This is a genomic window from Pseudomonas sp. TMB3-21 (genome assembly GCF_054898145.1).
In genome coordinates this window covers 793,130-818,093 of record NZ_CM142718.1, presented here as the reverse complement: position 1 = coordinate 818,093, position 24,964 = coordinate 793,130, and the positions used below count along the sequence as shown (strand labels likewise).

General features: G+C 58.4%; 33 protein-coding genes. 29 read left to right on the top strand and 4 right to left on the bottom strand.

Annotated elements, in window-relative coordinates:
- The first annotated feature begins 89 nt into the window (after positions 1–89).
- The 12 genes from ACYZTS_RS03945 (at position 90) to ACYZTS_RS03890 (ending at position 7,787) form a co-directional block, all read left to right on the top strand.
- Positions 90–416, top strand: coding sequence for a hypothetical protein (locus ACYZTS_RS03945; protein WP_461994170.1), 327 nt, complete (start codon positions 90–92; stop codon positions 414–416).
- The gene (locus ACYZTS_RS03940; RefSeq protein WP_461994168.1) at positions 413–703 is read left to right on the top strand and encodes a hypothetical protein; all 291 of its coding nucleotides are present in this window, start codon (positions 413–415) and stop codon (positions 701–703) included. Before ACYZTS_RS03945 ends, ACYZTS_RS03940 begins: the two co-directional genes overlap by 4 nt.
- Positions 700–1,518 carry an ORF6N domain-containing protein gene (locus tag ACYZTS_RS03935; protein ID WP_461994166.1) on the top strand — a complete coding sequence of 273 codons (819 nt, stop codon included), beginning with the start codon at positions 700–702 and terminating at the stop codon, positions 1,516–1,518. The genes ACYZTS_RS03940 and ACYZTS_RS03935 overlap by 4 nt, the downstream gene beginning before the upstream one ends.
- On the top strand, positions 1,515–2,135 hold the full coding sequence (locus ACYZTS_RS03930) for a hypothetical protein (protein WP_461994164.1): 621 nt from the start codon (positions 1,515–1,517) through the stop codon (positions 2,133–2,135). The genes ACYZTS_RS03935 and ACYZTS_RS03930 overlap by 4 nt, the downstream gene beginning before the upstream one ends.
- A gap of 38 nt (positions 2,136–2,173) precedes the next feature.
- A complete protein-coding gene (locus tag ACYZTS_RS03925) occupies positions 2,174–2,356 on the top strand; it encodes a hypothetical protein (protein ID WP_461994162.1) in 183 nt (60 codons plus the stop codon).
- The gene (locus ACYZTS_RS03920; protein WP_461994160.1) at positions 2,353–3,060 is read left to right on the top strand and encodes a helix-turn-helix domain-containing protein; all 708 of its coding nucleotides are present in this window, start codon (positions 2,353–2,355) and stop codon (positions 3,058–3,060) included. Before ACYZTS_RS03925 ends, ACYZTS_RS03920 begins: the two co-directional genes overlap by 4 nt.
- The gene (locus ACYZTS_RS03915; RefSeq protein WP_461994158.1) at positions 3,044–3,841 is read left to right on the top strand and encodes an ATP-binding protein; all 798 of its coding nucleotides are present in this window, start codon (positions 3,044–3,046) and stop codon (positions 3,839–3,841) included. Before ACYZTS_RS03920 ends, ACYZTS_RS03915 begins: the two co-directional genes overlap by 17 nt.
- A complete protein-coding gene (locus ACYZTS_RS03910) occupies positions 3,838–5,229 on the top strand; it encodes a replicative DNA helicase (protein ID WP_461994156.1) in 1,392 nt (463 codons plus the stop codon). The genes ACYZTS_RS03915 and ACYZTS_RS03910 overlap by 4 nt, the downstream gene beginning before the upstream one ends.
- Positions 5,216–6,586, top strand: a complete 1,371-nt coding sequence (locus tag ACYZTS_RS03905; RefSeq protein WP_461994154.1) for a tyrosine-type recombinase/integrase — start codon at positions 5,216–5,218, stop codon at positions 6,584–6,586. The genes ACYZTS_RS03910 and ACYZTS_RS03905 overlap by 14 nt, the downstream gene beginning before the upstream one ends.
- On the top strand, positions 6,579–6,863 hold the full coding sequence (locus tag ACYZTS_RS03900; protein ID WP_461994152.1) for a hypothetical protein: 285 nt from the start codon (positions 6,579–6,581) through the stop codon (positions 6,861–6,863). The genes ACYZTS_RS03905 and ACYZTS_RS03900 overlap by 8 nt, the downstream gene beginning before the upstream one ends.
- Positions 6,860–7,249 (top strand): antiterminator Q family protein, encoded by a 390-nt coding sequence (locus tag ACYZTS_RS03895; RefSeq protein ID WP_461994150.1) that lies wholly within the window; start codon positions 6,860–6,862, stop codon positions 7,247–7,249. The genes ACYZTS_RS03900 and ACYZTS_RS03895 overlap by 4 nt, the downstream gene beginning before the upstream one ends.
- Before the next feature lie 220 nt (positions 7,250–7,469).
- Complete coding sequence (locus ACYZTS_RS03890) at positions 7,470–7,787, top strand: hypothetical protein (RefSeq protein ID WP_461994148.1); 318 nt, start codon at positions 7,470–7,472, stop codon at positions 7,785–7,787.
- Between the two features lie 119 nt (positions 7,788–7,906).
- Here the strand turns inward: ACYZTS_RS03890 and ACYZTS_RS03885 are convergent, their stop codons facing one another.
- The 4 genes from ACYZTS_RS03885 to ACYZTS_RS03870 all read right to left on the bottom strand — a co-directional run bounded on the left by ACYZTS_RS03885 (position 7,907) and on the right by ACYZTS_RS03870 (position 9,748).
- Positions 7,907–8,284 (bottom strand): hypothetical protein, encoded by a 378-nt coding sequence (locus ACYZTS_RS03885; protein WP_461994146.1) that lies wholly within the window; start codon positions 8,282–8,284, stop codon positions 7,907–7,909.
- Positions 8,285–8,444: 160 nt separating this feature from the next.
- Positions 8,445–9,029 carry a hypothetical protein gene (locus ACYZTS_RS03880; protein ID WP_461994144.1) on the bottom strand — a complete coding sequence of 195 codons (585 nt, stop codon included), beginning with the start codon at positions 9,027–9,029 and terminating at the stop codon, positions 8,445–8,447.
- Positions 9,030–9,254: 225 nt separating this feature from the next.
- Positions 9,255–9,494 carry a hypothetical protein gene (locus ACYZTS_RS03875; protein ID WP_461994142.1) on the bottom strand — a complete coding sequence of 80 codons (240 nt, stop codon included), beginning with the start codon at positions 9,492–9,494 and terminating at the stop codon, positions 9,255–9,257.
- Positions 9,491–9,748: a DUF6555 family protein gene (locus tag ACYZTS_RS03870; RefSeq protein WP_461994140.1), complete on the bottom strand. Its 258-nt coding sequence runs from the start codon at positions 9,746–9,748 to the stop codon at positions 9,491–9,493. The genes ACYZTS_RS03875 and ACYZTS_RS03870 overlap by 4 nt, the downstream gene beginning before the upstream one ends.
- A 206-nt stretch (positions 9,749–9,954) precedes the next feature.
- Here ACYZTS_RS03870 and ACYZTS_RS03865 point away from each other — a divergent pair, with 206 nt between their 5' ends.
- From ACYZTS_RS03865 to ACYZTS_RS03785, 17 genes are all read left to right on the top strand, one after another.
- Positions 9,955–10,326, top strand: coding sequence for a chemotaxis protein (locus ACYZTS_RS03865; protein WP_461994138.1), 372 nt, complete (start codon positions 9,955–9,957; stop codon positions 10,324–10,326).
- Positions 10,326–10,664 carry a hypothetical protein gene (locus ACYZTS_RS03860; protein ID WP_461994137.1) on the top strand — a complete coding sequence of 113 codons (339 nt, stop codon included), beginning with the start codon at positions 10,326–10,328 and terminating at the stop codon, positions 10,662–10,664. Before ACYZTS_RS03865 ends, ACYZTS_RS03860 begins: the two co-directional genes overlap by 1 nt.
- Positions 10,661–11,161 (top strand): DUF2514 family protein, encoded by a 501-nt coding sequence (locus ACYZTS_RS03855; protein WP_461994135.1) that lies wholly within the window; start codon positions 10,661–10,663, stop codon positions 11,159–11,161. The genes ACYZTS_RS03860 and ACYZTS_RS03855 overlap by 4 nt, the downstream gene beginning before the upstream one ends.
- Positions 11,161–11,928, top strand: a complete 768-nt coding sequence (locus ACYZTS_RS03850) for a hypothetical protein (protein ID WP_461994133.1) — start codon at positions 11,161–11,163, stop codon at positions 11,926–11,928. Before ACYZTS_RS03855 ends, ACYZTS_RS03850 begins: the two co-directional genes overlap by 1 nt.
- A 143-nt stretch (positions 11,929–12,071) precedes the next feature.
- The gene (locus ACYZTS_RS03845) at positions 12,072–12,605 is read left to right on the top strand and encodes a terminase small subunit (protein ID WP_461994131.1); all 534 of its coding nucleotides are present in this window, start codon (positions 12,072–12,074) and stop codon (positions 12,603–12,605) included.
- Complete coding sequence (locus ACYZTS_RS03840) at positions 12,577–14,484, top strand: phage terminase large subunit family protein (RefSeq protein WP_461994129.1); 1,908 nt, start codon at positions 12,577–12,579, stop codon at positions 14,482–14,484. The genes ACYZTS_RS03845 and ACYZTS_RS03840 overlap by 29 nt, the downstream gene beginning before the upstream one ends.
- 2 nt (positions 14,485–14,486) lie before the next feature.
- Positions 14,487–14,714, top strand: coding sequence for a hypothetical protein (locus tag ACYZTS_RS03835; protein WP_461994127.1), 228 nt, complete (start codon positions 14,487–14,489; stop codon positions 14,712–14,714).
- Between the two features lies 1 nt (position 14,715).
- On the top strand, positions 14,716–16,332 hold the full coding sequence (locus ACYZTS_RS03830) for a phage portal protein (RefSeq protein ID WP_461994125.1): 1,617 nt from the start codon (positions 14,716–14,718) through the stop codon (positions 16,330–16,332).
- Positions 16,333–16,334: 2 nt separating this feature from the next.
- Positions 16,335–17,564, top strand: a complete 1,230-nt coding sequence (locus tag ACYZTS_RS03825) for a S49 family peptidase (protein WP_461994123.1) — start codon at positions 16,335–16,337, stop codon at positions 17,562–17,564.
- Positions 17,561–17,911, top strand: coding sequence for a head decoration protein (locus ACYZTS_RS03820; RefSeq protein ID WP_461994121.1), 351 nt, complete (start codon positions 17,561–17,563; stop codon positions 17,909–17,911). The genes ACYZTS_RS03825 and ACYZTS_RS03820 overlap by 4 nt, the downstream gene beginning before the upstream one ends.
- Positions 17,912–17,974: 63 nt before the next feature.
- On the top strand, positions 17,975–18,979 hold the full coding sequence (locus tag ACYZTS_RS03815) for a major capsid protein (protein ID WP_461994119.1): 1,005 nt from the start codon (positions 17,975–17,977) through the stop codon (positions 18,977–18,979).
- Positions 18,979–19,302 carry a head-tail joining protein gene (locus ACYZTS_RS03810; protein ID WP_461994117.1) on the top strand — a complete coding sequence of 108 codons (324 nt, stop codon included), beginning with the start codon at positions 18,979–18,981 and terminating at the stop codon, positions 19,300–19,302. The genes ACYZTS_RS03815 and ACYZTS_RS03810 overlap by 1 nt, the downstream gene beginning before the upstream one ends.
- Entirely contained in the window at positions 19,302–19,784 is a 483-nt protein-coding gene (locus tag ACYZTS_RS03805) for a hypothetical protein (protein WP_461994115.1), read from the top strand. The genes ACYZTS_RS03810 and ACYZTS_RS03805 overlap by 1 nt, the downstream gene beginning before the upstream one ends.
- Positions 19,771–19,977: a DUF7210 family protein gene (locus ACYZTS_RS03800; RefSeq protein WP_461994113.1), complete on the top strand. Its 207-nt coding sequence runs from the start codon at positions 19,771–19,773 to the stop codon at positions 19,975–19,977. Before ACYZTS_RS03805 ends, ACYZTS_RS03800 begins: the two co-directional genes overlap by 14 nt.
- Positions 19,978–19,979: 2 nt before the next feature.
- Positions 19,980–20,741, top strand: coding sequence for a phage tail tube protein (locus tag ACYZTS_RS03795; RefSeq protein ID WP_461994111.1), 762 nt, complete (start codon positions 19,980–19,982; stop codon positions 20,739–20,741).
- A gap of 84 nt (positions 20,742–20,825) precedes the next feature.
- On the top strand, positions 20,826–21,140 hold the full coding sequence (locus ACYZTS_RS03790) for a hypothetical protein (protein ID WP_461994109.1): 315 nt from the start codon (positions 20,826–20,828) through the stop codon (positions 21,138–21,140).
- Positions 21,141–21,250: 110 nt separating this feature from the next.
- The gene (locus tag ACYZTS_RS03785) at positions 21,251–24,916 is read left to right on the top strand and encodes a phage tail tape measure protein (protein WP_461994108.1); all 3,666 of its coding nucleotides are present in this window, start codon (positions 21,251–21,253) and stop codon (positions 24,914–24,916) included.
- The last annotated feature ends 48 nt before the right edge of the window (positions 24,917–24,964 follow it).

Here is a 24,964-nt window from a genome sequence, read left to right as displayed (position 1 = left end):
ACACAAAAAAGCCCGACCTAAGTCGAGCCTTCAAGTCGGCACCCGCGCCAACGGGTGTCTCGGTATCACTTTGCTTCTGGAAAACCAAAATGAGTTCAAAAAATAGCACCGCGCCGCATCCTGCGCAAGACCTGCGAACAGTCACGGTCGGATTCTTGGAGACCCCTATCGATAACAAAGGTCTTCAAATTCTTCAAATTTCCCCAGGTATTGCTGCTGAAGACGCCCTTGAAACCGCCAAGGTTCTTTCTTCTGGCCTCGGCCAGCTTTGCCGCCACATGCACGACAGCTTGAACATGGGCGAAATGACCTATTGCGATGGCATGACAGCATTGGGGTTCCTCGCAGAAACGGTCAGCGCGCTGGTTTGGTCGGTTCAGAAAGGCGCGGGATCAGCAACGGCGGCCGCCCAATGAACAGCTTTCCTTCTGTTCTCGTAATTGAGGGTGAGCTGCTGGCCGACGTGACAGTCAGCGCTGAACAAATGGCCAAGCTGAACGCGGCGCGCGCAACCTTCCGCGAGCTGCGATCGATCTTGCTGGCGCAAATCGTGCCGTCGCTCGAAGGCGGCTGGAGCAACCCGATAGCTACAGAGATCGAGAGTCGGCTGGAGTCAATCACGTTCGATACTCGCAATTTTCTCTGGCCGCATCGCCTGGCCGCCGCTTCGCACGACGCGATCGATGCAGGGAGCGTGCAATGAGTGTGATCACCATTCACAACACCACCATGCCCATCGTCGAGTACGACGGCCATCGGGTTGTCACGCTAGCAATGATTGATCAGGTCCATGAGCGTGCCGAGGGCACCGCCGGCCGCAACTTCCGCGAGCACCGTGAACGCCTCATTGAGGGAGAGGACTACTTCAAGGTTTGCGTCGACGAAATCCGTCGGCACAAAACCATCGAAATTTCGACAAAGGCTCGGGAGGACGTCACGTTTTTGACCGAGCAAGGTTACCTGATGTTAGTCAAGTCACTGACCGACGATCTTGCCTGGAAGGTGCAGCGCCAGTTAGTGAGCAACTATTTCCGGCCGAGGGCTTTCGTTATCCCACGGACCCGCGCCGAGGCGATGCGCCTGGCCGCCGATCTGGAAGAGCGGAACGAGGTGCTGGCGCTGGAAAACCAACACCATGCCGCCAAGATTGAGAGCCTTGAAAATTTCTTCATGCACGGTGAGACCCCGTTCCAGTTTGTGAAGCGCCTCAACGGGGTCAACTGCTCGCTGATCTCGCACTCCCTCATGGAGATGCGCTGGGTATTCAACGATGCCGACGCTGAAAGTCGACCGCATTACCGGGTGTACAGCCGCACTCGCGAGAAGAAGTGGCTGACTGAAAAGCCCCGGCAGATCAAGGGCGAGGGGCAATCGACGTTCACCCGCTATGACCTGGTGCTGCTGATCGACGGCGCCAAGAAGCTTCACGACCTCTACATGAACCAAAAGCTACCCATGAAAAAGACTTGGGACGGTCGCTTTTCCTACACCAAATTCAACTCGGAGACGTCCCTATGAACAATATCCGTCTGAAGGTAGCCAAAAAGATTGCCAGTATCGCTCGCAAGCCGAACCTCCCACCGCGCGCCATGTTCATCCTGATGCAACGTTGCATCCGCATCAGTCTTCGTCATCGTGATTTGATTCGAGTAGAGCGTCGAGTTTTCAGACGCGAAGCCGGGAAGCTCAAAGCCTACTTGCCGTTTACTCAGGGGCAGATCGATACGCTGATGACGAAAGCCAGAACTCATCGCGAAGAAGAAATGCTGCAGATCAAACAAGGCCTCGTGGGCTTTGGCTACCACCTGATCAAAGACTCGGACCGTGTGTTTGAGACGATCGGTTTTGACGGGATCTGCGACCTCCTGAGCATCAACCCCATACACCGGTATGACGCCTCAGTTAATGAAGAGCAGAGTTTGGCCGGGTTCATATACGTGGGCAGGCTCGAGAACAGCGCAAACCAAAAGCAAGAGGCATGGGGGGAAGGCGGCCCGCTCTTTGAGGCCTGCTTTGCGACGATGATGGACTGGATAAAAACCGCGCCCGAGGGTGATCTTCCTGATCTGTTCGGTCCTGGCTCTCCGTTCACCCGCGAAAAGCTGGTGGAAGTCAAAGTTGAGACACTCCAATGAGCTGCCGACCTCAAACTACAACCGCAGAAAAAGGCCCGGTGTCTGTGATCGCAGGCCCGTGGCCTACCTACACCGCGTTCAAGAACTTGCCTGAGCGGGAGCGCTGGGTCTTGTATGGCAGCGCAACGGCCTACCGGGAGGCGCTTGAAAATCAGGGGCTGGTGATGACCGAAGGGTATGACGACTTCGTACGTCGCGTGTGTCGGGAGCTCGACCTATGAGCATGGAATTGATGGTCAAAGCCATGAAAACGAAGGTGGGCAACCCGCTGCGCAAACTGGTGCTGATCAAACTGGCCGATAACGCCAACGACCAGGGGGAATGCTGGCCGTCCTATCAGCATATCGCCGACCAATGTGAGATCGATCGCAGCACAGTGCGTAGGCACATCAAGCAATTGCACGCGCAGAAACTGTTGCGTATCGAGAACCGCGACGGCCCAAAGGGAAACTCGTCAAACCTGTACTACCTGACCCTTAGGGGGGTAGGCCCAGAACGCATACCTGTAGGCCCAGAAAGCACAGGGGGTGTAGGCCCAGAAAGCACCAGAACCAGTAACCCTTCTGAACCAGTCAATGAACCTAAACCTATGGGCAGCCCAGAGCCACTAGAAGGGTTCGAAGCGTTCTGGAAGATGTACCCGAAAAAGAAGAGCCGCAAGGAAGCTTTGAAGGCGTGGGCGAAACTGAAACCCGACGACGACCTTCGCCAAACCCTGATCACTGCTCTGGGCAAACATTGCATTTCCGTGGATTGGAAAAAGGAAGGCGGCCGATACATTCCAAATGCCTCCACCTGGCTCAATGGCGAGCGATGGACCGATGTTCTTCGGCCTGCCAGCGCCGGTAATTCCTCGAGCTACACAGACCTGCCCGTCCACACCGCGGAGATGTATCAAGGAGGCGAAAATGGCCCAGCATTTTAATTTTCGCCGGTCGCCCACTACTCGAGTTTTTCCGGGGACGTGTCCTGTGCATGGTGACGTCGTCCGTTCCGAAGTTGAGCAGTTTGACGGGTCGCCGAAGGTTCGCCCCTGCAAAGCATGCCAGTGGCACGCTCTGCGTCTCGCAACTGTGGACAGCGAAGAGCACCAGGAAGCAGTGGCTCACGATAGTGCCGAGCGCGTAAACAGCGCTCTGGTAGCGACGGGCATAACACCACGCTTCGCCGACAGCATGTTCGCCAATTACCGCGCAGATAGTTCGGCCATGGCCCAGGCGCTGGCGATCTGCAAGGGCTACGCCGATAACTTCGGTGATCACTACCGAGACGGCCGCAACCTGCTGTTATGCGGCAACGTCGGCACTGGTAAAACGCACCTGGCTAGCAGCATCGTCCAGCAGGTTGTTCGGCAGCTCGGCGCCGTCGCAGTTATCACATCGGCGGCGGAGATCATCCGGGTCTTCAAAGGCTCAATGGATCGCAGCGCGGGGTACAGCGAGCGCGACGTCATTGCCGAACTTGCTGACTTGGACTTGTTGGTGATCGACGAAGTCGGCGCCCAGGCCGGGACTGCATACGAACTCGCAGTGCTGCACGAGGTGTTTGACCGTCGTTATCAGTTAGTCCGGCCGACGGTGGTGGTATCGAACATGGACGCGAAGGGGCTTGGTCAATACATCGGCGAGCGAGCGCTTGACCGGCTGCGCGAAAACAAAGCGCTGCTGGCCGGGTTCACTTGGGAATCCGAGCGGAGGCGCGTATGAGCGAATATCGCGAACTGTTCAGCATCGAGGCAGAACATGGCGTCCTTGGCGCGATCATGATGGACCCCTCGCTGTTCGACGAAATCACCAGCAAGGTTCAAGTCTCTGATTTCCATGACTTGGAAAATGCTGCGCTGTATCAGGCGATTATCGATTGCCAGGCAGCCGGTGATCCCATTGATCCAGTGACAGTGGGGGTTCTACGACCAGTGTTGCCGCACGGCGGGAGTATGTTGGCCTTTGCTGTCGAGATCGCCAAGAACGTACCCAGCACTGCCAATTGGAAGGCATATGCTCGCCACGTTCGAGAGCGGGCGGTCCTGCGCCAAGCCGTAGAGGTTGGCGAGGTCATTCGTGATCTTGCCAGCCAGAACCGTCCACTCTCCGAAATCATTGCCATGGCCCAGCAAGCCACGGCTGATCTGCGCGACCTTGATGACGACGGTCCCAGCTATTACCGTCTTGACCAGTTGATGGGGCGCGCTGCGGACACCGTTGACGACAAGCTCAATGGCCGGATGCCGTCCTGGCCTTCAACCGGTCTCGTCGCTCTTGATGAGCTGATGCAAGGCGTGAGATCAAAAAAGGTCACTGTGATCGCCGGCCTACCAGGTAGTGGGAAGACGACCCTCGCGCTCCAGATCGCGCAACACAACGCCATTGTCGCGAAAAAGCCTTGGCTTGTTTTTTCCATAGAGATGCCGGGTGAGGAATTAGGTGTAAGAGCGATCGCCTCACTGGGCGGGGTCGACCTTCGGCGCCTCGATAACCCTCAAAAAATGGAAGACGACGACTGGGCAAAGATGGTCAGCGCCGTGGCCAAGGCCAACGGAGCCCCTTTGTTCATCTGTGACGACGCTGTGCAGACGCCGACGACCATTCGCGCGACCTCGCGAAAGTGCCAGCGCGAACACGGTTTGGCCGGGATCGTCGTCGACTATCTGGGCCTGATCCAATCCGAGAGGCCTGGGCGAAGTCGGACGGAGGAGGTTGGCAAGATCAGCAAGGCACTTCTCCGTCTTGCTAAGGAACTGGACGTTCCAGTTTTGGAGCTCGCTCAACTCAATCGCGACTCGACCAAGCGCGTAGGCAAAAAGCCTCAGTCCAGCGATTTACGTGACTCTGGCGAGATCGAAGCGGACGCGAGCTGCATCATCATGGTCCATCGGGACATGGATTCAGAAGAGGGGCAGAACGGCGTGACAGAGCTCCTGATGACCAAATGTCGTCACGCCAAGGTCGGCAGTTGCGTGGTTCAGCAGCAGGGTGAGTTCGGGCGGTTTGTCAACTTTGAGGGCAACCCGTATCCATCCAATGAAGAGGTTGAGATGGCCCGCCCTTTCGCCAGCAAGTTCAACGGCAAAGGAGGGCGCCATGCTCAAGCCTAAGACTCTGCAGGTCACCCTGACCGATGCCGAAATTCGCCGGCATGGACCCGGTGATGTGGCTCAGCTGAGAGATCCTCGACACCCGTCACTCAGATTCCGGTATTCGACCGTCGATCGCACCAAAGGCTCTTGGCACGTCGTAGTTGGCAGGAAGTGGGGGAAGGCCGGGAATTATCCCGACATCAGCGCCAAGGCAATGGTGGCCACGCTACCGGCCATCCTCGTTCGAAGGTCCGCTGACCCTGCGGCCAAATCCATCGCCAGCACCTGGTCGACGGTTGGGGAATTGCTGGAATGGTACCAGGACCGGATGACCCGAGACCGCTCACTGTCTGAGAAGCGAAAAGCCAGTGCCAAGTCGGCGCTGAAGTGTCACCTGCACCCGCGTTTGGACAATTTACCGTTGGCCGATCTGGACCGACCCGCCATTGACCGCCAGCTGATGATGCCGCTGCAAGAGCGTTATCAGCTGTCGTTCGTGCGTTCGGTTTGGGGCGTGCTCGGTGTGGCGGTGCGTCAGGCCTTTCGACTCGACCTGTTGCCTACCAACCCGCTGGCCGGCTTGGAGTTCACCGACTTTGTTCGGGCGAAGATCAAGGCGAAGGCTGCGCGCCTGCATAGCGATGACGTACCGGATCTGTTGGCGATGCTGGCGGAGCGCTTCGAAGAGGAGCCGGGAGTGTCCATGCTCGCGGCATTGATGCTCTGTCACGGTACTCGCATCGGTGAGACCCGAATGGCTCGGTGGAAGAACGTCAACACGACCACGGGCAAGTGGTTCATCCCCGCGGCCGACACCAAGACCAAGGCGTCACACACACTGCCGCTGACCGACTCGGCGTGCGCGCTGCTGGAGCGGTATCGGGTGCGACAGCGTTCATCGGGCTACACCGGCCCCTTTCTGTTCCCGGGCAGCCCCGGGCGTTCATTGAGCGCGACCAAGGCCAGCACCATGTTCACCAGCCTGTCACGAGGCGAATGGTCCAGCCATGACCTGCGTAAGGTGGCTCGAACCGCGTGGACTGACTTGGGTGTCGACTACATGGTCGGCGAGCTGCTGCTGAACCACGCAATGAAAGATCTCGATCAGGCGTACATCCACACCTCGGCGGAACAGCTCAAACGCCAAGCGCTGGAGCAGTGGCACGCCTGGCTCGATGAACGCGGTTTCAATGCTTTGCACAGTGGGACATATGCGAGACACGAAGGCACCGATGAAACACAGGAAGCCATGAATAACGCGGCCTCCAGCGTCGATCAGTATCCACCTCAGAGGAGGAGGTTATTAAGCGAAAAGGCGCTCGATAACTCGTCCAGTACCAAACCCGACCACCAGCCAGGAGACGGCAATGAGTAACGTAACAGCGGCATTGCCGCGCAAAAGCTTGACGCCGATCGAGTGCAAGTTCCTCAAGCAGGGCAACCGACTGCTGCTGGAAAAGCCCAATGGCCGGATCGGCTCCGCTGCCTTTATGGATGTCGTCGCCGACTGGCACGCATCGAGGTCGAGCTTGGGCTTCGAGGCCTTCGCCCGACTTTGGATTGCCGAGGGCAACGCGAAAAGTAAAATCGCTGACAAGCTGCTCCGTGAGCTTTTCGGTATGTATGAACCAACCCCGAGGAAAGCCGCATGAAGAAGCGAACGTATATTGGCAAGCCCCTGGGTGATACCGAATGGCTGCTGGAGCAGTGGGGCTACTGGCGGATGGATGGGATGGGCGTGCCGCGGTATGTGTCTCCCCTCTATGCCCTGATGCGCGACAACGTTCCGTGCGAAGGCGGGGTGAAGCAGTACTCGCTCACAGATGACCTGGCCTTGATCATCGACGGCGCCGTATCGCGCCTGATCAACCGAGACGACCAGATGGGCAATTTCATCTGGCTTTACTTCGGCGCCAAGTGGCCGGCACTCCGCATCGGCAGGGAGAACGGCATCGGTGAGGCGAAGGCCAGGGAGATCATCAAGGCCGGTGTTGCCTGGATTGACTGTGCCGTGGAAGGGATTCGTGAAGCGGCGTAAAAAAGTCTTTCCACGCGGATAACGACCTGTTTTCATGGCACGGTGTTCAGCTGTTTCAGCGCGACACCCAGACGAAAAAGCCCCGACGACTCGTTGGGGCTTTTTGTTGACACGCAGACTTTTGAGATTTGGGTGATGTCTATATGATGGCGGAATCATCATCATTTAGAAGGGAATCTCATCGTTATTTGCGAAAACGTTTGGCGGGTTGAGCGGTCCGGTGTATCTGCGGCACTTTTTGTTCGGTGCTGTCATCGCCGCACTGCTAATCGCCGTGTCAGTCAGCGGCAAGCACCAACCAAATTTTGGCTTCATCACCTTCGTGTTGATCAACACCGTACTGTATCCCTACGCAAGGTTCGTATACGAGAGCGTGGTTAACTACATTGTCGGAAACAACCAGTTTTACTGGAACGCCGCAACGTTCGTGATCGCGAAATATCTCACTATTATGTTGTGCTGGGCGTTCGCGATCTTCATCGCTCCCGTTGGGCTGACCTACCTGTTCTTCCGCAATGGCAAGCGCTCAGAGATATGACGATCGTCGAAAGCTCGGCCAATGCGTCGGGCTTTTTGTGGTCGGAATCCATGACTGTTACTCACGACGGCGTTCTTCGTTCGCAGTTGGATGGCCTGCCTAGCCTGTGCGGTAAGTAGCTAATTTCCTGAACCTGGCCACTGTGCCGGGTTTTTTGTAGGCGAGTGCTGAGTGAGCTTCTTTCTAGTCAGGTCTCGAATCAGGTCCTGAATGAACCAAAAGCCAAGTCCTGAAAAGTAGACAAGTTCCAAAACCTCTATGCGCTCGATAGGCTTTTCGCTTGCCCCGAATGAAAACCATGTCCATATGGTCCATGAAATGAACCCTAAGCTCACCCCGAACCTGGCCATGAACCTTGCGATGTTCGCCATGATGCTTCCAGTCAACTGGGTGATAAATTCTATTGCCGCTGATTTGCTGAGCTGGTTGGCTATGACTGTCGCAATGATCGTTACTACTGTGGTGGTGATGATCGTTATGAGAGTATCGTTCGGCATCCGGTGATCCTTCCTTTGCTTGCCTGATGTGAGAGTCGGCAAGATAAGCGAAGAATCATCCGAATCACAAAAAATCTCAGAGCCCCGCCATCGCGGGGCTTTCTCGTTTTCGGCTCCACCACACCCATCGCTCTGAGCTGGGAGTGCCGCTGGAGCTGACTTACACTGCGTCCCCATGGCTCTTGCCTCGGCCATGCGCAAATTGAGGGGACTCATTCTTACCTGTACCCCGCTGGCCATCTCCAAACGGCTTGTATACTTCAGGAGTAACGCTGGACACAGCCGACCCCAGCACAGGCACAGCCACTTGGTTGAGCGGAGCGGGGAGCGTGGTACTCGGTTGTTCCATATGGTTAAGCTTGTCACCTGCGGAGCTTGTATCGAAGTCAGTTACGCTACGCGGTTGAGCTAGACCGCGGTCTGAAACTGCCGGGGTAGTTGTGCTGGCCGGCTGATGAAGAGACGTTCTCGCATCAGCTTCGGAACGCTCAGTCGATGCTCGGGCACTAGCCTTGTAATTCTCGTCTAGCCACGCTACCAACTGGACTGCGCGATAGGGCGGCCGACCTGGAACCGCTTCCAACCGTAGCGCAATGCGGTCCCTGTTCATGTCGTTGACCTGGAATCCACGCAGTTCAAGATATTCATCAATAAAGTGTTCGACATCCCACGAATCGGTGAGTGAGACGAAGATGCTCTGGATCTTCCCGGAGTAGCGCTTTTTATCTGAACGTTGCCAAGGCATGATACCTAATCCGTAATATCAAAATGATACTATGGCGTCGAGTGCTGTGCTTGGCAATATGTCACTCCCGCGAGCGATCAATGGTCAATAACGTTTGAAGAAAGATCACCCTGTCCTGTCCTCACCATGCTTACGGGGTAGCGCGCGACTGGATGAGCGAGATCGATGCATAAGGGGCCTCGACGCAATGAAGGTCTTTGGCAGACAACGGGCAAGACTACGCACCTATTTTTTCATCGCGCGCTTGATACGCATCCAGTCCTGATAAGCGAATATGCGACTCTCGTCTGCGCGCGCTTTCATCTTCGAAAATCGCGTCCACGCATCGGAGCTTCCTGAGTCGTCTTGGATGATCCTATATGCCGCTTCGTCTAGCAGATCGGCCTGTCGAAATAGTTCAGTGTTAGCAGCTATTTGCTCGTCCCAGTCATCCCCGCCAGTTAAGCCCCGAATGCTCTTTTTCATCGACCGAGATCCTCCTCCCACCGGACGGCGGCAGACTCTCGCCACTGCACGTCTGTAACGCCAAACCTTTCAGCCAACGGTTTCGAGAACCGTTTGAGCGGTGGACGGCCCGGCTTTGGAATGGGGGCGACACCTGCGTCACAGCTCGCCCATTGCCAAGCCTCAGCATTGTTCATCTCCTTTGCCCGAATGATGAACGACTTTGGCTCCCCATGGAGTTTGTACGCAATCACGAAAATATCAACTTTGCTCATGAGGCTTCCTTCCTATGCTCATGAGTAAGGATTGGTAGCGTCAGAAAAAATTCAAAGAAATCTTCAGAATTCCGTAATTCCTTGATTTCAATCACTTTGAGCTCGATATCTACATACCCTATTGAGGGCCTCTGCACTCGCTGAGGCCCTTCTGTTTTGGGCTCGGCCCAGGCCTATGCAGGCCATTTTTTATTGATGGAGTCACGATGGATCCTACTGACCTCGGCCCGGGCACGGCTACCTGGCTGGGCGGTACTGGAACCGTATTGCTAGCCGCCTTCCTTTGGCTCAGGAAATTCCTCTCCAAGGATGCGGCTGATCGGGCAATGGACAATGCCGATATCTTCACCCTGCGCCGCCTGAATGAGCTGCTGGACTCAGAGCGTATCGCCCGAAAGGAAGCTGAAGCCCGCGCGGATCAGTTTGCCAAGGAGAGGAACGAACTCGCTGCAGCTGTCGGGCGTATGGAGGGGAAGATTGAAGCCCTCACCAGCCAAGTTGCACAGCTCACCGCAACGGTTACCTCGCAGAGCGAAGAGATTGCCCGCTTGCGAATGAAGCTGGGAGGCATCAATTGATGGACAGATGCGCAATGGAGTTCATTGCTCGCCGCTGGTGGCGTCGGGCAGAGGTTTGGCTAATCGCCGGCCTGTTGCTCGCAGGCGGTTTAATCCTTGGCTTCCAAGCCGGTGTGTGGTCAGCCAGTAGCGAGCAGACCAAGCAGCTTGCTGAGGTTCGTGCCGCTTATGACGCAGCGCTGGGGAAGCGTGATGTTCGCCTGAACAGCTTGGCCGAAAAAACACAGGATGCGGCAGTGAAAGTGCAGGAGGCGTCTGACTCAGCCGTCCAAGCTGCTGACACCGCGAGCAAGGCAGCAGAGAAGGTCAATGAGGCGGTCGAGAGGCAGAACCCATGATTGCCGTGCTCAAGCTGATCCCGCTCTGGATGTGGGTGGTACTGGCAGCGCTAGTATCCATCGGCTATCTGGTGGTGCGCCTGGATAGCGTGGAGGACGATCGAGCAGTCATCACCGCTGAGCGCGACACTGCCACCGCTCGCGTGACCTCGCTCACCAACACCCTTCGCCTACAGCGCGAACTCACTGAAGACATCAACCGAGTCTCTGATGATGCAAAAGCCAAGACTGAACACGTTACGGCTGCCGTTGCTATTGCTGATGGCCGGGCTCGCAGCCTGCAGCAGCAAATCACCGACCTCATTGCCAAGCGAAAGTCATGTGCTGCCGAGGTTGCCAGCGGAAGCGAGGCAAGAGCCGACCTTACAGTTTTGCTTGCCGAACTGCGTCGAAGCGCTGACGAAACAGCGGGAAGGCTGGCAGAAGCGCTTGACCGAAGTCGAATAGCTGGCTTTGCGTGCGAAGCGGCCTACTTGGCTGTCAAGAAAGGCGGGTAGTGCTCAACACCACGGCGATCGACCAAGGGGCGTATATGTTCAAGGTGAAGGCCAGCGGCATGACTGACGGCCTCAGAGAGCTGACCGACATAGAGCGCAACCAGATCCCGTACGCCAGCAAGGTGGCGTTGAATGACACCGCCGAGCTGATCGAGGCGGCCATCGTCGACGAGATGAAAACCGTCTTTGATCGACCCACCCCGTACACGCTCGACGCTCTGCGCATTATCTACGCGACCAAGCAAAAGTTAGAGGCGAGGGTGTGGGTTAAGGATGAGGCCGACGGGGCTGCCCCCGCCTCGCGCTGGTTGACTCCTGAGGTCTACGGCGGTCAGCGTCAAGACAAGCGGACGGAGTCACTGTTAAAGGCCCGCTCGATATTGTCCGACGGACAGTATGTCGTGCCCGGCCGCGACGCCAAGCTAGATAGTTATGGCAACCTCGGACGCGGCCAACTGCAAAAGATTCTGTCCGGCCTAGGCGCCCAAGGCGACAAGTTGACTAACAGCAGCGACAGCAAGCGCAGCATCGGCAACCGACAGGCATTCTTTGTTATGCGTCGAGCAGGCAAGCCAATCGCAATCGGTCAGCGGACTGGCCGAACCCGCGACCAGGTACGAATAGCGCTCGCGTTCGTCAGTCGTCCCGGGTACGCCAAGACGCTGGACTTCGACGGCATCGCACAACGCGTCGCTGATCAACAGCTACCCATTCAATTCGCCCGGGGGCTCGCCCGCGCGATCCTGTCGTCGAAGCGGACCGGATGAGAATCGTCGTCGATCAGATAAGAATGATTCACGAAGGTACTTCCGAGGCCCCCCTCCCGGTGAGGGTAATTCGAGCCCCGCCTTTCCACTATTTATGACTTTTTTTGAGGGCGGGGCGGTTCCGGTTCCGGTTCGGGTGAAAAATGGCGAGTCAGATTGAAATCGCAGCCCATCTGGACCTCAGCGACCGTCAGATCCGAAATCTGGTTGCGGACGGCGTTTTACCAGCGTCCCGCGGTCGTGGGGGCATGGATTTAGACGCGTGCCGGCTTGCCTACATTGGGTATTTGCGAGGTCTGGGCAGCGGGCAAGTGAAACCGGAAGTCCCCCCGCCAGAAATGAGCGGAATAGACCCCCTTATCGAATACAAGCTGATGGAGGAGCGGCGCGGACTCACAGCTGCCCAGCGCGTCGGCCAAGAGAACAAAAACGCCGTCCAGGCACGGCAGCTTGTTCCAGTCGATTTCAGCACTTTCGCGCTGTCGCGCATGGTTGAGCAGATCGGTTCTGTGCTCGACACGGTCACCCATAAAGTGAAACGCAAGCACCCCGACATCGAGGTGCGTCATGTAGAGGCGATGCAGCGAGAAATCGCGATGGCCCGGAATATCGCCTCCGAATTGGGCGATCACCTGCCCGAGATCCTTGATGAGTACCTCGCCACCCTGGATGAATGATCTGCGTAAAGCGATCAAGGCCGGGCTGCAGGCGCTTTTCAAAGAACCGCCGCTCACGTGCGTCGACTGGGCGGACAAGCATTTTTATCTTTCGTCCGAATCCTCGTATCAAGAGGGGAAGTGGGAAACAGCGCCGTTCCAAGTGGCCCTGCTGAACAGCATGGGTAACGACCTGATCATGTTCTTCAATCTGATGAAGTCGGCCCGGGTCGGCTACACCAAGATGTTGATGGCTAATGTTGGCTACAAGGTCCAGCACAAACGTCGGAGCGTCGCGGTTTTTTCCCCTACGGACCCCGACGCCGAAGATTTGATGAAGCAACACATTGAGACGATGGTGCGCGACGTTCCGACGTTGCTCGACCTAGCGCCGTGGTACGGAAAAAAACATCGGGACAGCTCATTGAGCTCCAAGCGCTTCTTGAACAAGAAGATGCTCTGGTGCCGGGGCGGCAAGGCCAGCCGCAACTATCGCGGCATATCAGCCGACGAAGTCGTGTACGACGAGCTTTCGAATTTCGAGCAAAACGTCGAGGGTGAAGGTGCTCCGACTTTCCTCGGCGATAAGCGTCTAGAAGGTGCCACGTTCAAAAAGTCCATCCGCGGCTCTACGCCCAAGATCAAAGGCACATGCCAGATCGAAAAGGCGGCCGAGGAATCGCCGTATCTACTGCGCTTCAACATTCCGTGCCCATCGTGCGGAAAAGAGCAGCACTTAAAGTGGGGCGGCAAGGATTGTGACTTCGGCATCAAGTGGGAGCGCGACGAGCACGGCGAGATATCAAAGGCTTGGTACGTGTGCGAGCACACGCACTGCGTCGTCTGGTACCACGAGATGGTCGAGGCGGCCCACCGCGGGCGATGGATATGCGAAAAATCATCCGTCTGGACCCGCGACGGAATCGACTGGTACGGCGCGGACGATGAGTTGCGTGCTACCCCACGAAGCGTGAGCTTTCACGTTTGGACGGCGTACAGCACCTTTACGACCTGGCTGGAAATGGTCCTCGAGTTCGACAAGGTCAAGGACAACCGCGAAAACCTGATCGCATTCGTTAATACCACTCTCGGAGAAACGTGGGAGGACGATCAAGGCGAGAAGGTTGATTGGGAATTGCTCTACGGCCGCCGCGAGGTCTATCCGCAGGTTCCCCTGCGCGGTCTGACTCTGATGGGCGCGATTGACACGCAAGACGATCGCTACGAAGGCCGGGTCTGGGCGTTTGGCTTGGGCGAGGAAGCTTGGCTGGTTGATAAATGGGTACTCATGGGCGACCCGGCGAGCGAGGAGCTGCGCAAAAAAGTCAGGCTTAAAGTCCGTCAGCAGTACGCCCGCGCCGATGGCGCGAAGATGGGTGTCGAGCGCTGGTGCTGGGACTCCGGCGGTCACTACACGGACGAGGTCTACGCCGAAAGCCGAGCCTTGGGCGATACCTGGGTGATTCCGGTCAAGGGTGCGAACGTTCCCGGCAAGCCCATCGCCAACTGGCCGAAGTCGCGCAACGCCAAAAAGGTCTACCTGACCGAGGTCGGTACCGAAAACGCCAAAGAGCTGATCTATAGCCGCTTAAAGATCCAGCCGGACACTTCAGGCGTGGCGGTTCCTGGCTGCGTGCACCTCCCTGCGAACGACGAAATTTGCGGAGAGGACGAACTCAAGCAGCTCACAGCCGAAACAAAAGAACTGAAGATCGAGAAGGGCAAGCGTGTCTACCGGTGGACCGCCAAGGGCCGTCGGAACGAGGCGCTCGACTGTTTCGTATATGCCCTGGCGGCGCTGCGCATCAGCCAGCACCGTTTCGGTCTGGATCTGGAAATGCTGGCAGGCGCCAAGCGCCGATTGCCACAACGAGGAACCCGGAGCCGGGCCAGAGGATGAGCATGAGCACCATTACACCCGTTTCAGCTGCACAGATACGCCTCGCCGCCGTTCAGGAGGCCATTGCGAAAATCCTGAAAGGTGGTCAGAGCGTTCGATATGGCGAGCGCCAGGTCACCCGGGCGGATCTGGGTATGTTGCGCAAGCTCGAAATAGATTACGCGGCCGACGTGGCCGCAGAGGCGAACCGCGGTCGTGGGCGCAATCGAATCAGCTACTTGAGGATCTGACATGGCTTGGTGGACACGTACCACACCAGAAGAGCGGGTGGTGCGTGAGGCCACGCGCGCCATCTCGGGCCTGGTGCAGAGCCAACCCCGCGCTCAAGGCGGCGGGGGAGGCAGCGAAACGCGCTGGCGTGGCGCCTCCCGCATGCTTCGAAGTATGTCGAGTTGGATACCGTTTCTTGGTAGCCCCAACCGGGATTTGAGCTCACCGGAGCGTAAAACGCTGGTCGCAAGATCGCGCGACGCAATGCGTAACCATCTAATCGCGCGCGCCGCGATCGTTCGGACCCGCACCAACGTGGTGGGTACCGGGCTGATCTGCCGACCGCAAGTCGATCATGTTGCCCTGGGCCTGAGTGAAGAGCAGGCCGACGAATTCAACGCGTTGGTTCAGAGGGAATGGGAGCTGTATGCCGGCGACCCGCGTGAATGTGATGCAGAGGCGACTCTCAACCATTACCAGCAGCAGGCACTGGCGTTGGTCTCGGCCATGACCGGTGGTGACTGTTTCGTCGCAACGCCGTGGGTTGAACGCGCTGGCACTATTTACAACACCCGGCTGCAGCTGATCGAGACTGATCGGGTTTCGAACCCTCACGGCGCTCCCGACAATGAGCGCATGGTGGAAGGGATTGAGTTCGACGACTTTGGGGCGCCGGTTGCGGCCTACATCTGCAACGGGTATCCCGATGACAAGTTCCTCAAGTACCCGCTCCGTTGGGACCGTATTGAGTTTTTCGGCGCCGAAACAGGCCGCCGCCGGCTACTGCAGATCTGGTGCGACAAGGAGCGGCCTGGACTGAAGCGCGGCGCGCCATATCTGGCTCCAATCCTTGAACCACTGCAAAAGCTTGAGCGCTATGCGAGCGCAGAGCTGATGGCCGCGGTCATTTCCGCAATGTTCACCGTGTTCATCAAGAAGGGTGACAATTTCAGCGCAGGCGGGCAGGGGCAGCCCATCTTTGGCGACGAAGATGGAAGCGTCGGCGGCGATGTTGGACCGGCTCCGCTGGAGCTTGGAGAAGGCGCTATCGTGGATTTGGCTCCGGGCGAGGAGCCGATGATTGCTAACCCTGCCCGCCCAAACGCGCAGTTCGACCCGTTCTTCACGGCAATCGTCAAAGAGATTGGCGCCGCGCTGGAGCTGCCGCTCGAGGAATTGATGCTGCACTACAGCAGCAGCTACAGCGCGGCACGCGCCGCCATGTTGCAAGCCTGGCGTTTCTACACCATGCGACGCTGGTGGTTGGTCTGCGACTTCTGTCAGCCAAGCTATGAACTGATGTTCGATGAGGCGGTTGCGGCCGGGCGCATTCACGCACCCGGCTACCACGACCCGGCGATGCGCCGGGCATACACGCAAGCCATCTGGATCGGACCGGCCCGCGGCGCAATCGACGAGCTCAAGGAAGCGAAGGCGGCCCGCGAGCGCATCGATGTCGGGATCAGCAATGAAACGATGGAGACGGCGGCCATGACCGGCGAGACCTGGCAGCAAGTCAACCGGCAGCGCGCTCGCGAGTTGAAACAACGTCGCGATAACGGGACGGCAGCGATTGACGCAACCACGGCACCCGCTGCCACACCTGCAAAGCCAGAGCTACCTGACGAAGAGGAGTAATCATGCCAAGAGCCTTTGAGCTTGCCAGCGCTCAGCCTTGGCTGATGCTTCCAGATGCGCTGGATAATTTACTGTCGATCGCGGATCGGCAGAACGATTTAGAGGCGCTGGAAACGCGCCTCGGCCGACAGCTCGACCACACCCACACGGTGACGCAACGTGGAAACGTCGCGGTCATCCCTGTAACCGGGCCGATCTTCCGGTACGCATCGTTCTTCACGCGTATCAGCGGTGCGACGAGCACAGGGACCATTGCAACTGACCTGCAGGCCGCCCTGGACAATCCGGCCATCCGCTCCATCGTGCTGAACATCGACAGCCCGGGCGGCGAAGCCAATGGCATCAACGAGCTGGCAGACATGATCCACGCTGCACGCGACAAAAAACGCATCGTGGCTTACGTCGGGGGCAGTGGTGCAAGCGCGGCTTACTGGATCGCCAGCGCCGCAAGTGAAGTTGTCGTCGATGCGACCGCACTGCTCGGGTCTATCGGCGTCGTGCTTAACGTGTCGGTCTCAAAAGAAAAGGACGGTCAGAAAAGCTACGAGATTGTCAGCGGTACCGCGCCAAATAAGCGGCCTAACGTCGAGACCGATGAAGGTCGCGCTGAAATTGCGAAGACCGTTGATGCCCTCGCTAACGTCTTCGTGAGCAAAGTCGCCCGAAACCTGAACGTTTCCGCTGACAAGGTCCCCGAAATGGGCGGCCACGGCGGCCTGAAGGTGGGCGCAGAAGCCGTCGCATCAGGGCTAGCGCATCGCGTTGGCTCACTTGAATCAGTTATTGCCGAGTTGGCCGGTCCTGCCAGCAACCCACCGAGGAAACCCCTTGTGACTACTGTAAAAACCACGGCGGAGCTGCATGCGGCTATTGAGGCCGGCGCCGACCCCAAGATGATCACCATTGCTACCGCCGAACAGGTCGATACCGAAGCCCTGATTGCCACGGCGACCCTTACAGCGACGGCAAGCGAGAAGGCCCGCATCCTGGGTATTCAGGCGCTGGGCGTGAAAGGCTTCGAGGCCGAGGTCCAAGCGGCAATTGACGGTGATATGTCGGTCGACGCAGCTGGCATGTGCTTGTTCAAGGCTGCGCAGGATCGCGGCGTGACGCTGGACAGTATTCAGCGTGATTCCAAAGCTGCAGCCGCCGCCAGCGCTGCAGCTGGCAAAGACAAGAAAGAATTTTCCACCAAGTCCATCTGGGCTAACCGCAAAGGGGCGAAAGCATGAACTTCGACACCGTAATTCAGGGCGCCCGGACCGCCGCTTTTCTGCTCAACGAAGCGAGCGGCGAGCGCTCTCGCGAGCAGATCATCCTGCTTAAAAGCAATACCGCTTTCCCAGCCGGACAGATCCTGTCAAAGAACGCCGCTGGCAAGTACGTTGCCTTCGTTGCTCCCGCCGACGGCGCTGCGGTCGACGTCGCAATTCTTTACGAAGGCCGTGCCGCGGATAGCACCGCCGACCGCTACGCCGCAGCTGTGGTGCGTGACTGCGAGGTGATCGAAAGCCTGTTGGTTGGACTGACTGACCCTGCCCGTACTGCCCTGGCCGCCGCCGGCATCATCCTTCGCTGATTCATACAACCACCCGATTAAAATAGACCGCCGCTGGCGGTTTTTTCGTTTCTGGAGAACGGAATGGCCGATTTGAGTATTTTCGCGGGCGACGAGTTTGGTCGCATCGCAATGACCACCGCCATCAACCAACCGGTTGAAGGCCAAGCGGTGCCCACGCGCCTTGATGAGCTGTTCGAAGAAGAGGGCGTGACCACCACGGCCGTTTTCATCGAGCGCGAAAACGACAACCTGACTCTGGTGCCCGCCGCCGAGCGCGGTGCGCCAAGCGACCCTACCACCGGCGCGAACCGGGACATGATCCCGTTCCAGACCATCCACCTGCCTACTCGGGCTGTGGTCCGAGCTGACGAGGTCCAAGGCATCCGCGCCTTCGGCAGCGAAAGCGAGCTGGAAACTGTGCAGGCCATGGTGGACAAGCGGCTGCTGAAGATGCGCAAGCGCCTTGAGGCGACCATCCGCTATCAGCGTGTGGGTGCAATCACCGGCAAGGTCTACGACGCAGACGGTACTCGCGTCCTGCTGGACCTGTACGCACGCTTCGGCATCGAGCAGCAGACAGTGGCGTTCAGCATGGGCGTCAATGAAACCAAGCTTTTGGCGAAGGTAACCGAGGCCAAGCGCAAAGCTGAAGACGCCATCGGCGGAACCGGCATCATCGCGGGCTGGTTGGGGATTGCTGGCCGTAACTGGTTCGATGCCTTCACCAACCACGATTCGGTGCAAAAGGCATTCGATCGCTGGAACGACGGCCAATTTCTGCGCGACGACCATCGTCGCGACGGCTTCAGCTTCGGCGGCGTCAACTGGGAAGAGTTCTACGGCAACCTGGGCGGTGTTCAATTCATGGATCCGGATAGCGCTTACCTGGTGCCGGTTGGCGTGGACGGCCTGTTCATCACCAACTTCGCCCCGGCTGACTACATGGAAACGGTCAACACCACCGGTGTGCCGTTCTATGCGAGTCAAGAGGCGCTGCGCCACAACAAAGGCATCGACATGGAAGCGCAGAGCAACCCGCTCAGCCTGTGCACGCTGCCGCGCGCGATCATCAAGCTGACCAAGTGATGGGTGGCTCAGAGTTCGACGACATCTTCGAGGATGCGGACGATGAGCTTTTCGAGGTGTTCGGTACCAAGGGCGGGGTTTTGTTTCAGGCCAAGGACGGCGGCCTGTCCGGAACCGTTGGTGGCGTGATCCAGAAGAACGTCGGCTCGCCCAATGGCGATACCTTCGTCTCCGTGGCGCTGGCCGTCGATCTGCGTATCAGTGAAGTGCCAGACCCGCAGCGCGGTGATCTGCTCACCGTGAACTGCGTTCGGTACGTTCTGGCGGACTTCATCGGAACGGACGGCAAGATCAACCGCTACTCATTGCAACCGGTGGACTGATGGCGACCCCAAATCTGTTGAGCGCGGGCCGCAAGGCCCTCATCGACCGGCTGAGCACAATCTCATATGCCAACGGCTACCGAACCGCCGCTGGCGCGAATACTCGCTCTGGTTGGTTCAACGAAGTACTGAAAGAAAACAACGTCGGCTTTCCCTTGATCGTTGTTCAGAAAGCCAAAGGCATGGCGCCGGTCGCCGGGCCCCACGCGCTGAAGGTCATGCAAGGCTTCAACGTCATCGGTGCCGTTAAGGCGGGGCTCGATAACTACGATGATGCCGTCGAGGATCTGGAGCACGACCTGCTCTTGTGCTTGATGCCAACCTTGGGCGTTCTGCCCGATTGGCTTCCGCGTGGCATAACCAGCATCACCATCGGCGCGCCCGAGGCGTTTCCGCCTGCAGAGGGCGTGAGTGCAGCAACCGTGCTGATTCCCGTACACCTTCACACAATCATTCAGGTGCAACCAAATGCGCAAAGATGACATTGCGGTGGCTCCGACCGCTGCGATCGAGTCAGCAGACCGAGCCGTTCCGCGGCTTGAAGTCGAGCTGCTCAAGCCTCACACCCATGCCGGTCAAGATCTTCTGCCGGGCGCCAAAATCAAAATCACCGCCGCGCAGCGCACCTGGTTGAAAAGCCTGGGTGTGATCGCCGGCGAAACCCCGGAGAAGTAAGCATGGCTCGCGATATTGAAACGTATGTTGTAGGCGGTCTGGTCAAGATCCGCCCATATGGTCAGGGCGGGCCTTTCACCCCCGTCGGCCTGGTGTCGACCCTGACGCAGGCCATCGAAAAAACCGACCTGACCCTCGCCGACACCACCACCCCGCAGGGTGGCGAATATGACTCGATCAGTCGTATTACCAGCATGTCGCTCACCATGAACTGGCGGGAGCTGTACACCACCAACTTGGCGGCCATGTTCTGGGGTGACGTGACCCGCGTGCCGGCGGCCACTGTGACCGATGAGGATCACGTCGCGGCCAAGGGCGGTACCATCACGCTGGAAAAAATGCCGCTGAGCATTGGCGAAGTCACCGACGCCACCGGTGCGACCATCTATGTTGAGGGCGATGATTACCAGTTCACCGGATCCGGTGTGGAAATCCTCGCGGCCGGCACCATCGCAGAAGCGGCCCCGATCAAAATCACCTACAGCACGGCCACCGTTGACGTGATCGAGGTGCTGACCAACAGCGGCAAGGTGTACGAAATCCTGTTTGAGGGTGCCAACGCCGCCGGCCAGAAAAACCGCATCAATCTTCAATATTTCCGCTGCCAGCTGAACCCGGCGGCGTCGACTGACTGGATCAGCACGGATGACTTCTTAGGCAACGAAGTCGTGGCCAAGGTGCTTTCCGACCCGGCGAAAAGCGGCCAAGGGAAATCGAAGTACATGCGAATCACCAAGGAAGTGATGCCGGCACAGCTGCCGTAACTCTGATCCGCCGCCGGGGTTTCCCGGCGTCGACGGATTCAGGAATTAACCCGCTTCGGCGGGTTTTCTTTTGCCGGTGAATTTATGACGCACCCCACCAATACACGCGAAATCGTGGTCGACGGAACCCCGATCATCTGCCGCGAGCTGACTGTGATGCAAATCCGCCAGTGGCTAGAGGAAGCGGGGCAGGCGACCAATCTGGACGTGATCAACGAGGCACTGTTTAAGGATTGTTCCTTGCACGATCTCAAGCGCATGACCGACCTGACAGACGACGTGATCAACACCCTAAAACCTTCGCAAATCCAGAAGGCGATAGACGTGGCCAAGGAACTGAACCCGCATTTTTTCGCACTGCTGAGCCGGCTGACCGGAGCGCTCCAGGGCGCAGCCTGAACAACCTGGACTCAGCCCTCAACGCTCTAATCCGCCTCGGGCATTCCTGCGCCCTGTACTACCCATGGTCATATTTCAATGCCGCATTAAAGGCGGCGAAGTGAGCGCCCGTGTCGAACATTGAATTTAAGCTGACGGCGAATCTGGACGAAGCCACCCGCGAGGTGAGTGGGTTCCGCAAAGAGTACGGCGAACTTGTGCGCGCGGTGGAAAAGCCGCTGAGGCAGGTGAACACCTTTCGCGAACTGGAAAACAGTATCGAGAAAACCAGCCGGGAAATGGCCAGCGCCCGCGAAAACGTGCGCGCGTTGGGTGACCAGCTGGCCGCGCAGGCGGTGCCGACCAAAAAGCTACAGCTCGAATATCGCGACGCCACCAATCAACTGAACCAGTTGATGCGGGCGGAAACTAGTCAAGGGCTCCAGCTGGCCAAGATGCGCCGCGAATTGCAGGCCGCCGGCGTGGACACGCGCAACCTCGCGGGCGAGCAAAAGCGCCTGCAAAACCATTTGGCTCAGCGGCTGGTCACCGGTACCCGCGACCGTGATATTCAGTCGGCCAAGGTCGACTTGGGCGTCGCGAAGTTCAGCAACACCACCGCCGATATCGCCAAGTTGCAACAGCAATTCATGTTGTTGAAATCGACCGGCACGCTCACCAGTACCGAAATAGCGATCGCGCAAAACACCCTGCGCCAAGCACTCGCGGCGGCGGCGACGCAGACCGAAACCCTGACGGGTGCAACCAAGGTGTGGCGCGGCGGGTTGGCCGAAGTGCGTGCGGAACTGGTGGCGGGTGCGCTCGCCTTCGGCGGGTTCGCACTGGCGGCGGGCAACTCGTTTAACAAGTTCGCCGGCTTCGAACAACAGATCGCGGCGATCAGCACCATCACCGACTTGAGCGAAACCCAGCTCGGCGACCTGTCGAAAAGTATTCGCACGCTGTCGCGTGATATGGGCAAATCGGCGGCCGAGAGTTCGGCGGCGGTGTATGACCTGCTCGGCAGTGGCGTGGCCACCGCTGACGCCATGGGTGTGCTGGAGGTTTCGAGCAAGGCGGCCGTGGCGGGAATGGCGGAAACCAAGACGGCCGCGAGCGTGGGTGTGTCCATCATTAACGCCTATGGCGAAAGCATGGACAACTTGGGCCTTCGCTATGATCAGCTGTTTCTCGCGATCCAGAACGGTGTTGTCACCTTCGATCAGCTCAGCGCCGGCTTGGGTCAAGTGCTGCCAGGTGCGGCCGCCGCAGGCGTGAGCTTTGCCGAAGTCTCGGCGGCCATCGCTCAGATGACCGTGCAAGGCGTACAAGCGCCGATTGCGATCACTGCGCTACGCAGTGCAATCAACCAGCTTGCCGCGCCGGCCAAGGAAGCTAAGGCGGCCATGAAAGCGCTAGGCATCGAGTGGAATGGCTTTAGTGGAACGCTGGAGCAGATCGCCAGAAAAAACATCAGCTTTGAGGATCTGCGGACAATCATCCCTGACACCGAAGGCCGAACCGCCATTCAGGCGCTGACGCAGGATTATGGGAAATTTGCCGCGCAGGTCGAGCAGATGGAACATGCCGGCGGTACCACCGAAGTCGCTTATAACAAAATGAAGGACACCCCGCAGGCCGAGATTGACCGCTTCACTGCGGCGGTCAGCGACCTGCAAATCACATTTGGTGAGGCCGTCGCCGCCGGCCTGCCGTTGGTGCTGTTACTGACAGATATGCTCAACGCTTTTAACGAACTGCCGGGGCCGATCAAAAACGGGGTGATCAGCGTGATCGCTTTGGGCGTCGCCGGCAAAGCGTTGGCCACGGTGCTGAAACTGCTGAAACTCCCGTTTGCTGCATTGATCGGAGGCATGGGCGGCGTGAGTTCTGCCGCCGGTGCAACCGGTGCAGCCATGGGCAAACTGGGAACCAAGGCCGGCAACCTCGGCGTGGCGCTCGGCGCGCTGCGCGGGATCTTTGGTACTGCGGGTCTGCTGATCATTGCCAGCCAGCTGGCCGAGCTGTACGGCATTTACACCGAAATGCAGGATCTGCAACAGGCCGAGGATGGGCACGCCAAGGGCATCAAAGATTTGATTGCGGCCAATGCGCAATACAAAGACACCTTAGTTTTGACCTCCAGCGAACTGGGGCGGATGACCGAAGCCGAGCGCAAGGCCTACACGGAACGGTTGCGCAACGCTCAGACCTATTATCGGAACCTTTCGGAGCAGATCGCCCGCGCCGATTTTGCAAAGAACGGCCCGACGGCCGGGGTCAATCCCGAGGCGCTGGCCGCGTCGAAGAAAGCACGCGAATACGGCGAAGCGCTGGCGGCGGAAACCGGCTTTGAAACTCAGCGCGTGGCCGATGACAAGCGCCTAACCACGGAACTCAAATCGCAACAGACCGATATGGTCACCGCCACGAAAGCCGCGCTCAAGGAAAGGGTGGCCGCCGAGAAAGCGGCTACGTCGGAACTCAAAAAAGCCAAGGATGCTCAGCTAGACACCGAAAAACGCTACACGTCCGCGCTCGCCAAGCTGCAAGCCGGACCTGCGGCCGAGGCGTCGTATGGCAGCGCCAGCGCGCTCAAAGCGGCCGCGCGTAAAGCGCTTTCGAATGGCGATATCGACGGCGCCAAGAAGAAGGCACAAGCCTCGCTTGCGGTGCTGCAACAGTTGGCCGATGCCGGGGAAAACACCTACGGGTTTGAGGGGTTTATAAAAGACCTGCAAGGCATCGAGAATCAAGCCGATCAGATGCTCGTCAGTCGCAACGAAGCCAAGCAAAAGGAACTCGGCGACCAGGTCACCGAGCTGAAAGCGGTGCTTGCTTCGCTGACAGCGATTCAGATCACGCCGGTGATGTCGGAGACGGCGAGGGCGCAGGCGGTGGCCGATATGCAGGCGCTCGCCAAGGAACTGGGGTCGCAAATGATCATCCCCGTTCGGATAACCCCTACGGCAGAAATGCAGACTATCGCCGGCGATTTGGGTGGGGGTAAAGTCACGTTCCCTGATGCAAACGCCCCGACCGCTGCGCTTGTTCCGCAACTGACTCTCACCCCGACGCCGGCCGCTGCCGCCAAGAAAAAAACCGGGCTGAATCAGCTGGGGACCAACGCCTACGGCCAGTTTCCTGCCACGGTCGTGGACGTCGACCCCGAGGTCGACGCGGCCGCCATGGAAAAATTGCGCCAGCAAATCACCGACGCGGCCAACTTGACCGTGCCGGTCGAGCCGGTGATCGCGACGGGTGTTCCGCCCCTTGAGCCGCCCGTGGTTGCCACTGTTGACCAGGCGGCGGTGACTGCCGCGCAAAACCAGCTCGCGATTGTGTCAGAGCAGTTGCGGCAACAGTTCGTGATTCCGGTGATCCTCAAGACCCCGGGCGCGCCGGCCGCAAATGATTTGACGATCCCCATCACCGGCTTTGCCCGGGGCGATATGGTGCGCGGCGCCGGTACCGGTACCAGTGACAGCATTTTGGCTCGACTCTCAAACGGCGAGTTCGTAATGAGGGCCGCGGCGGTGCAGCACTACGGCCCCGACCTGTTGCGTCAGCTGAATGAGCGCCGGTTGCCTCGGTTCGCCGAGGGTGGGTATGTCGGGTTTACGCCCTCGATCGATGCGCCGAATCCGGCTCTGTTGCAACAGCTTGCCCCGGCCGTGCCCGAGCCGTTCGCCAATCTGGCGCTGACCGTGGGCGGCAACACCTACAACGTCAGCGCGCCTAAGCAGGAATTTGACCGAATCATTCGTGATCAGCGAATCAAGTTCGGCAAGTCATAGGCTCGACGTGTCCGCCTCGGCGGATTCCTTTTTTGTTAGGAGTTCAAA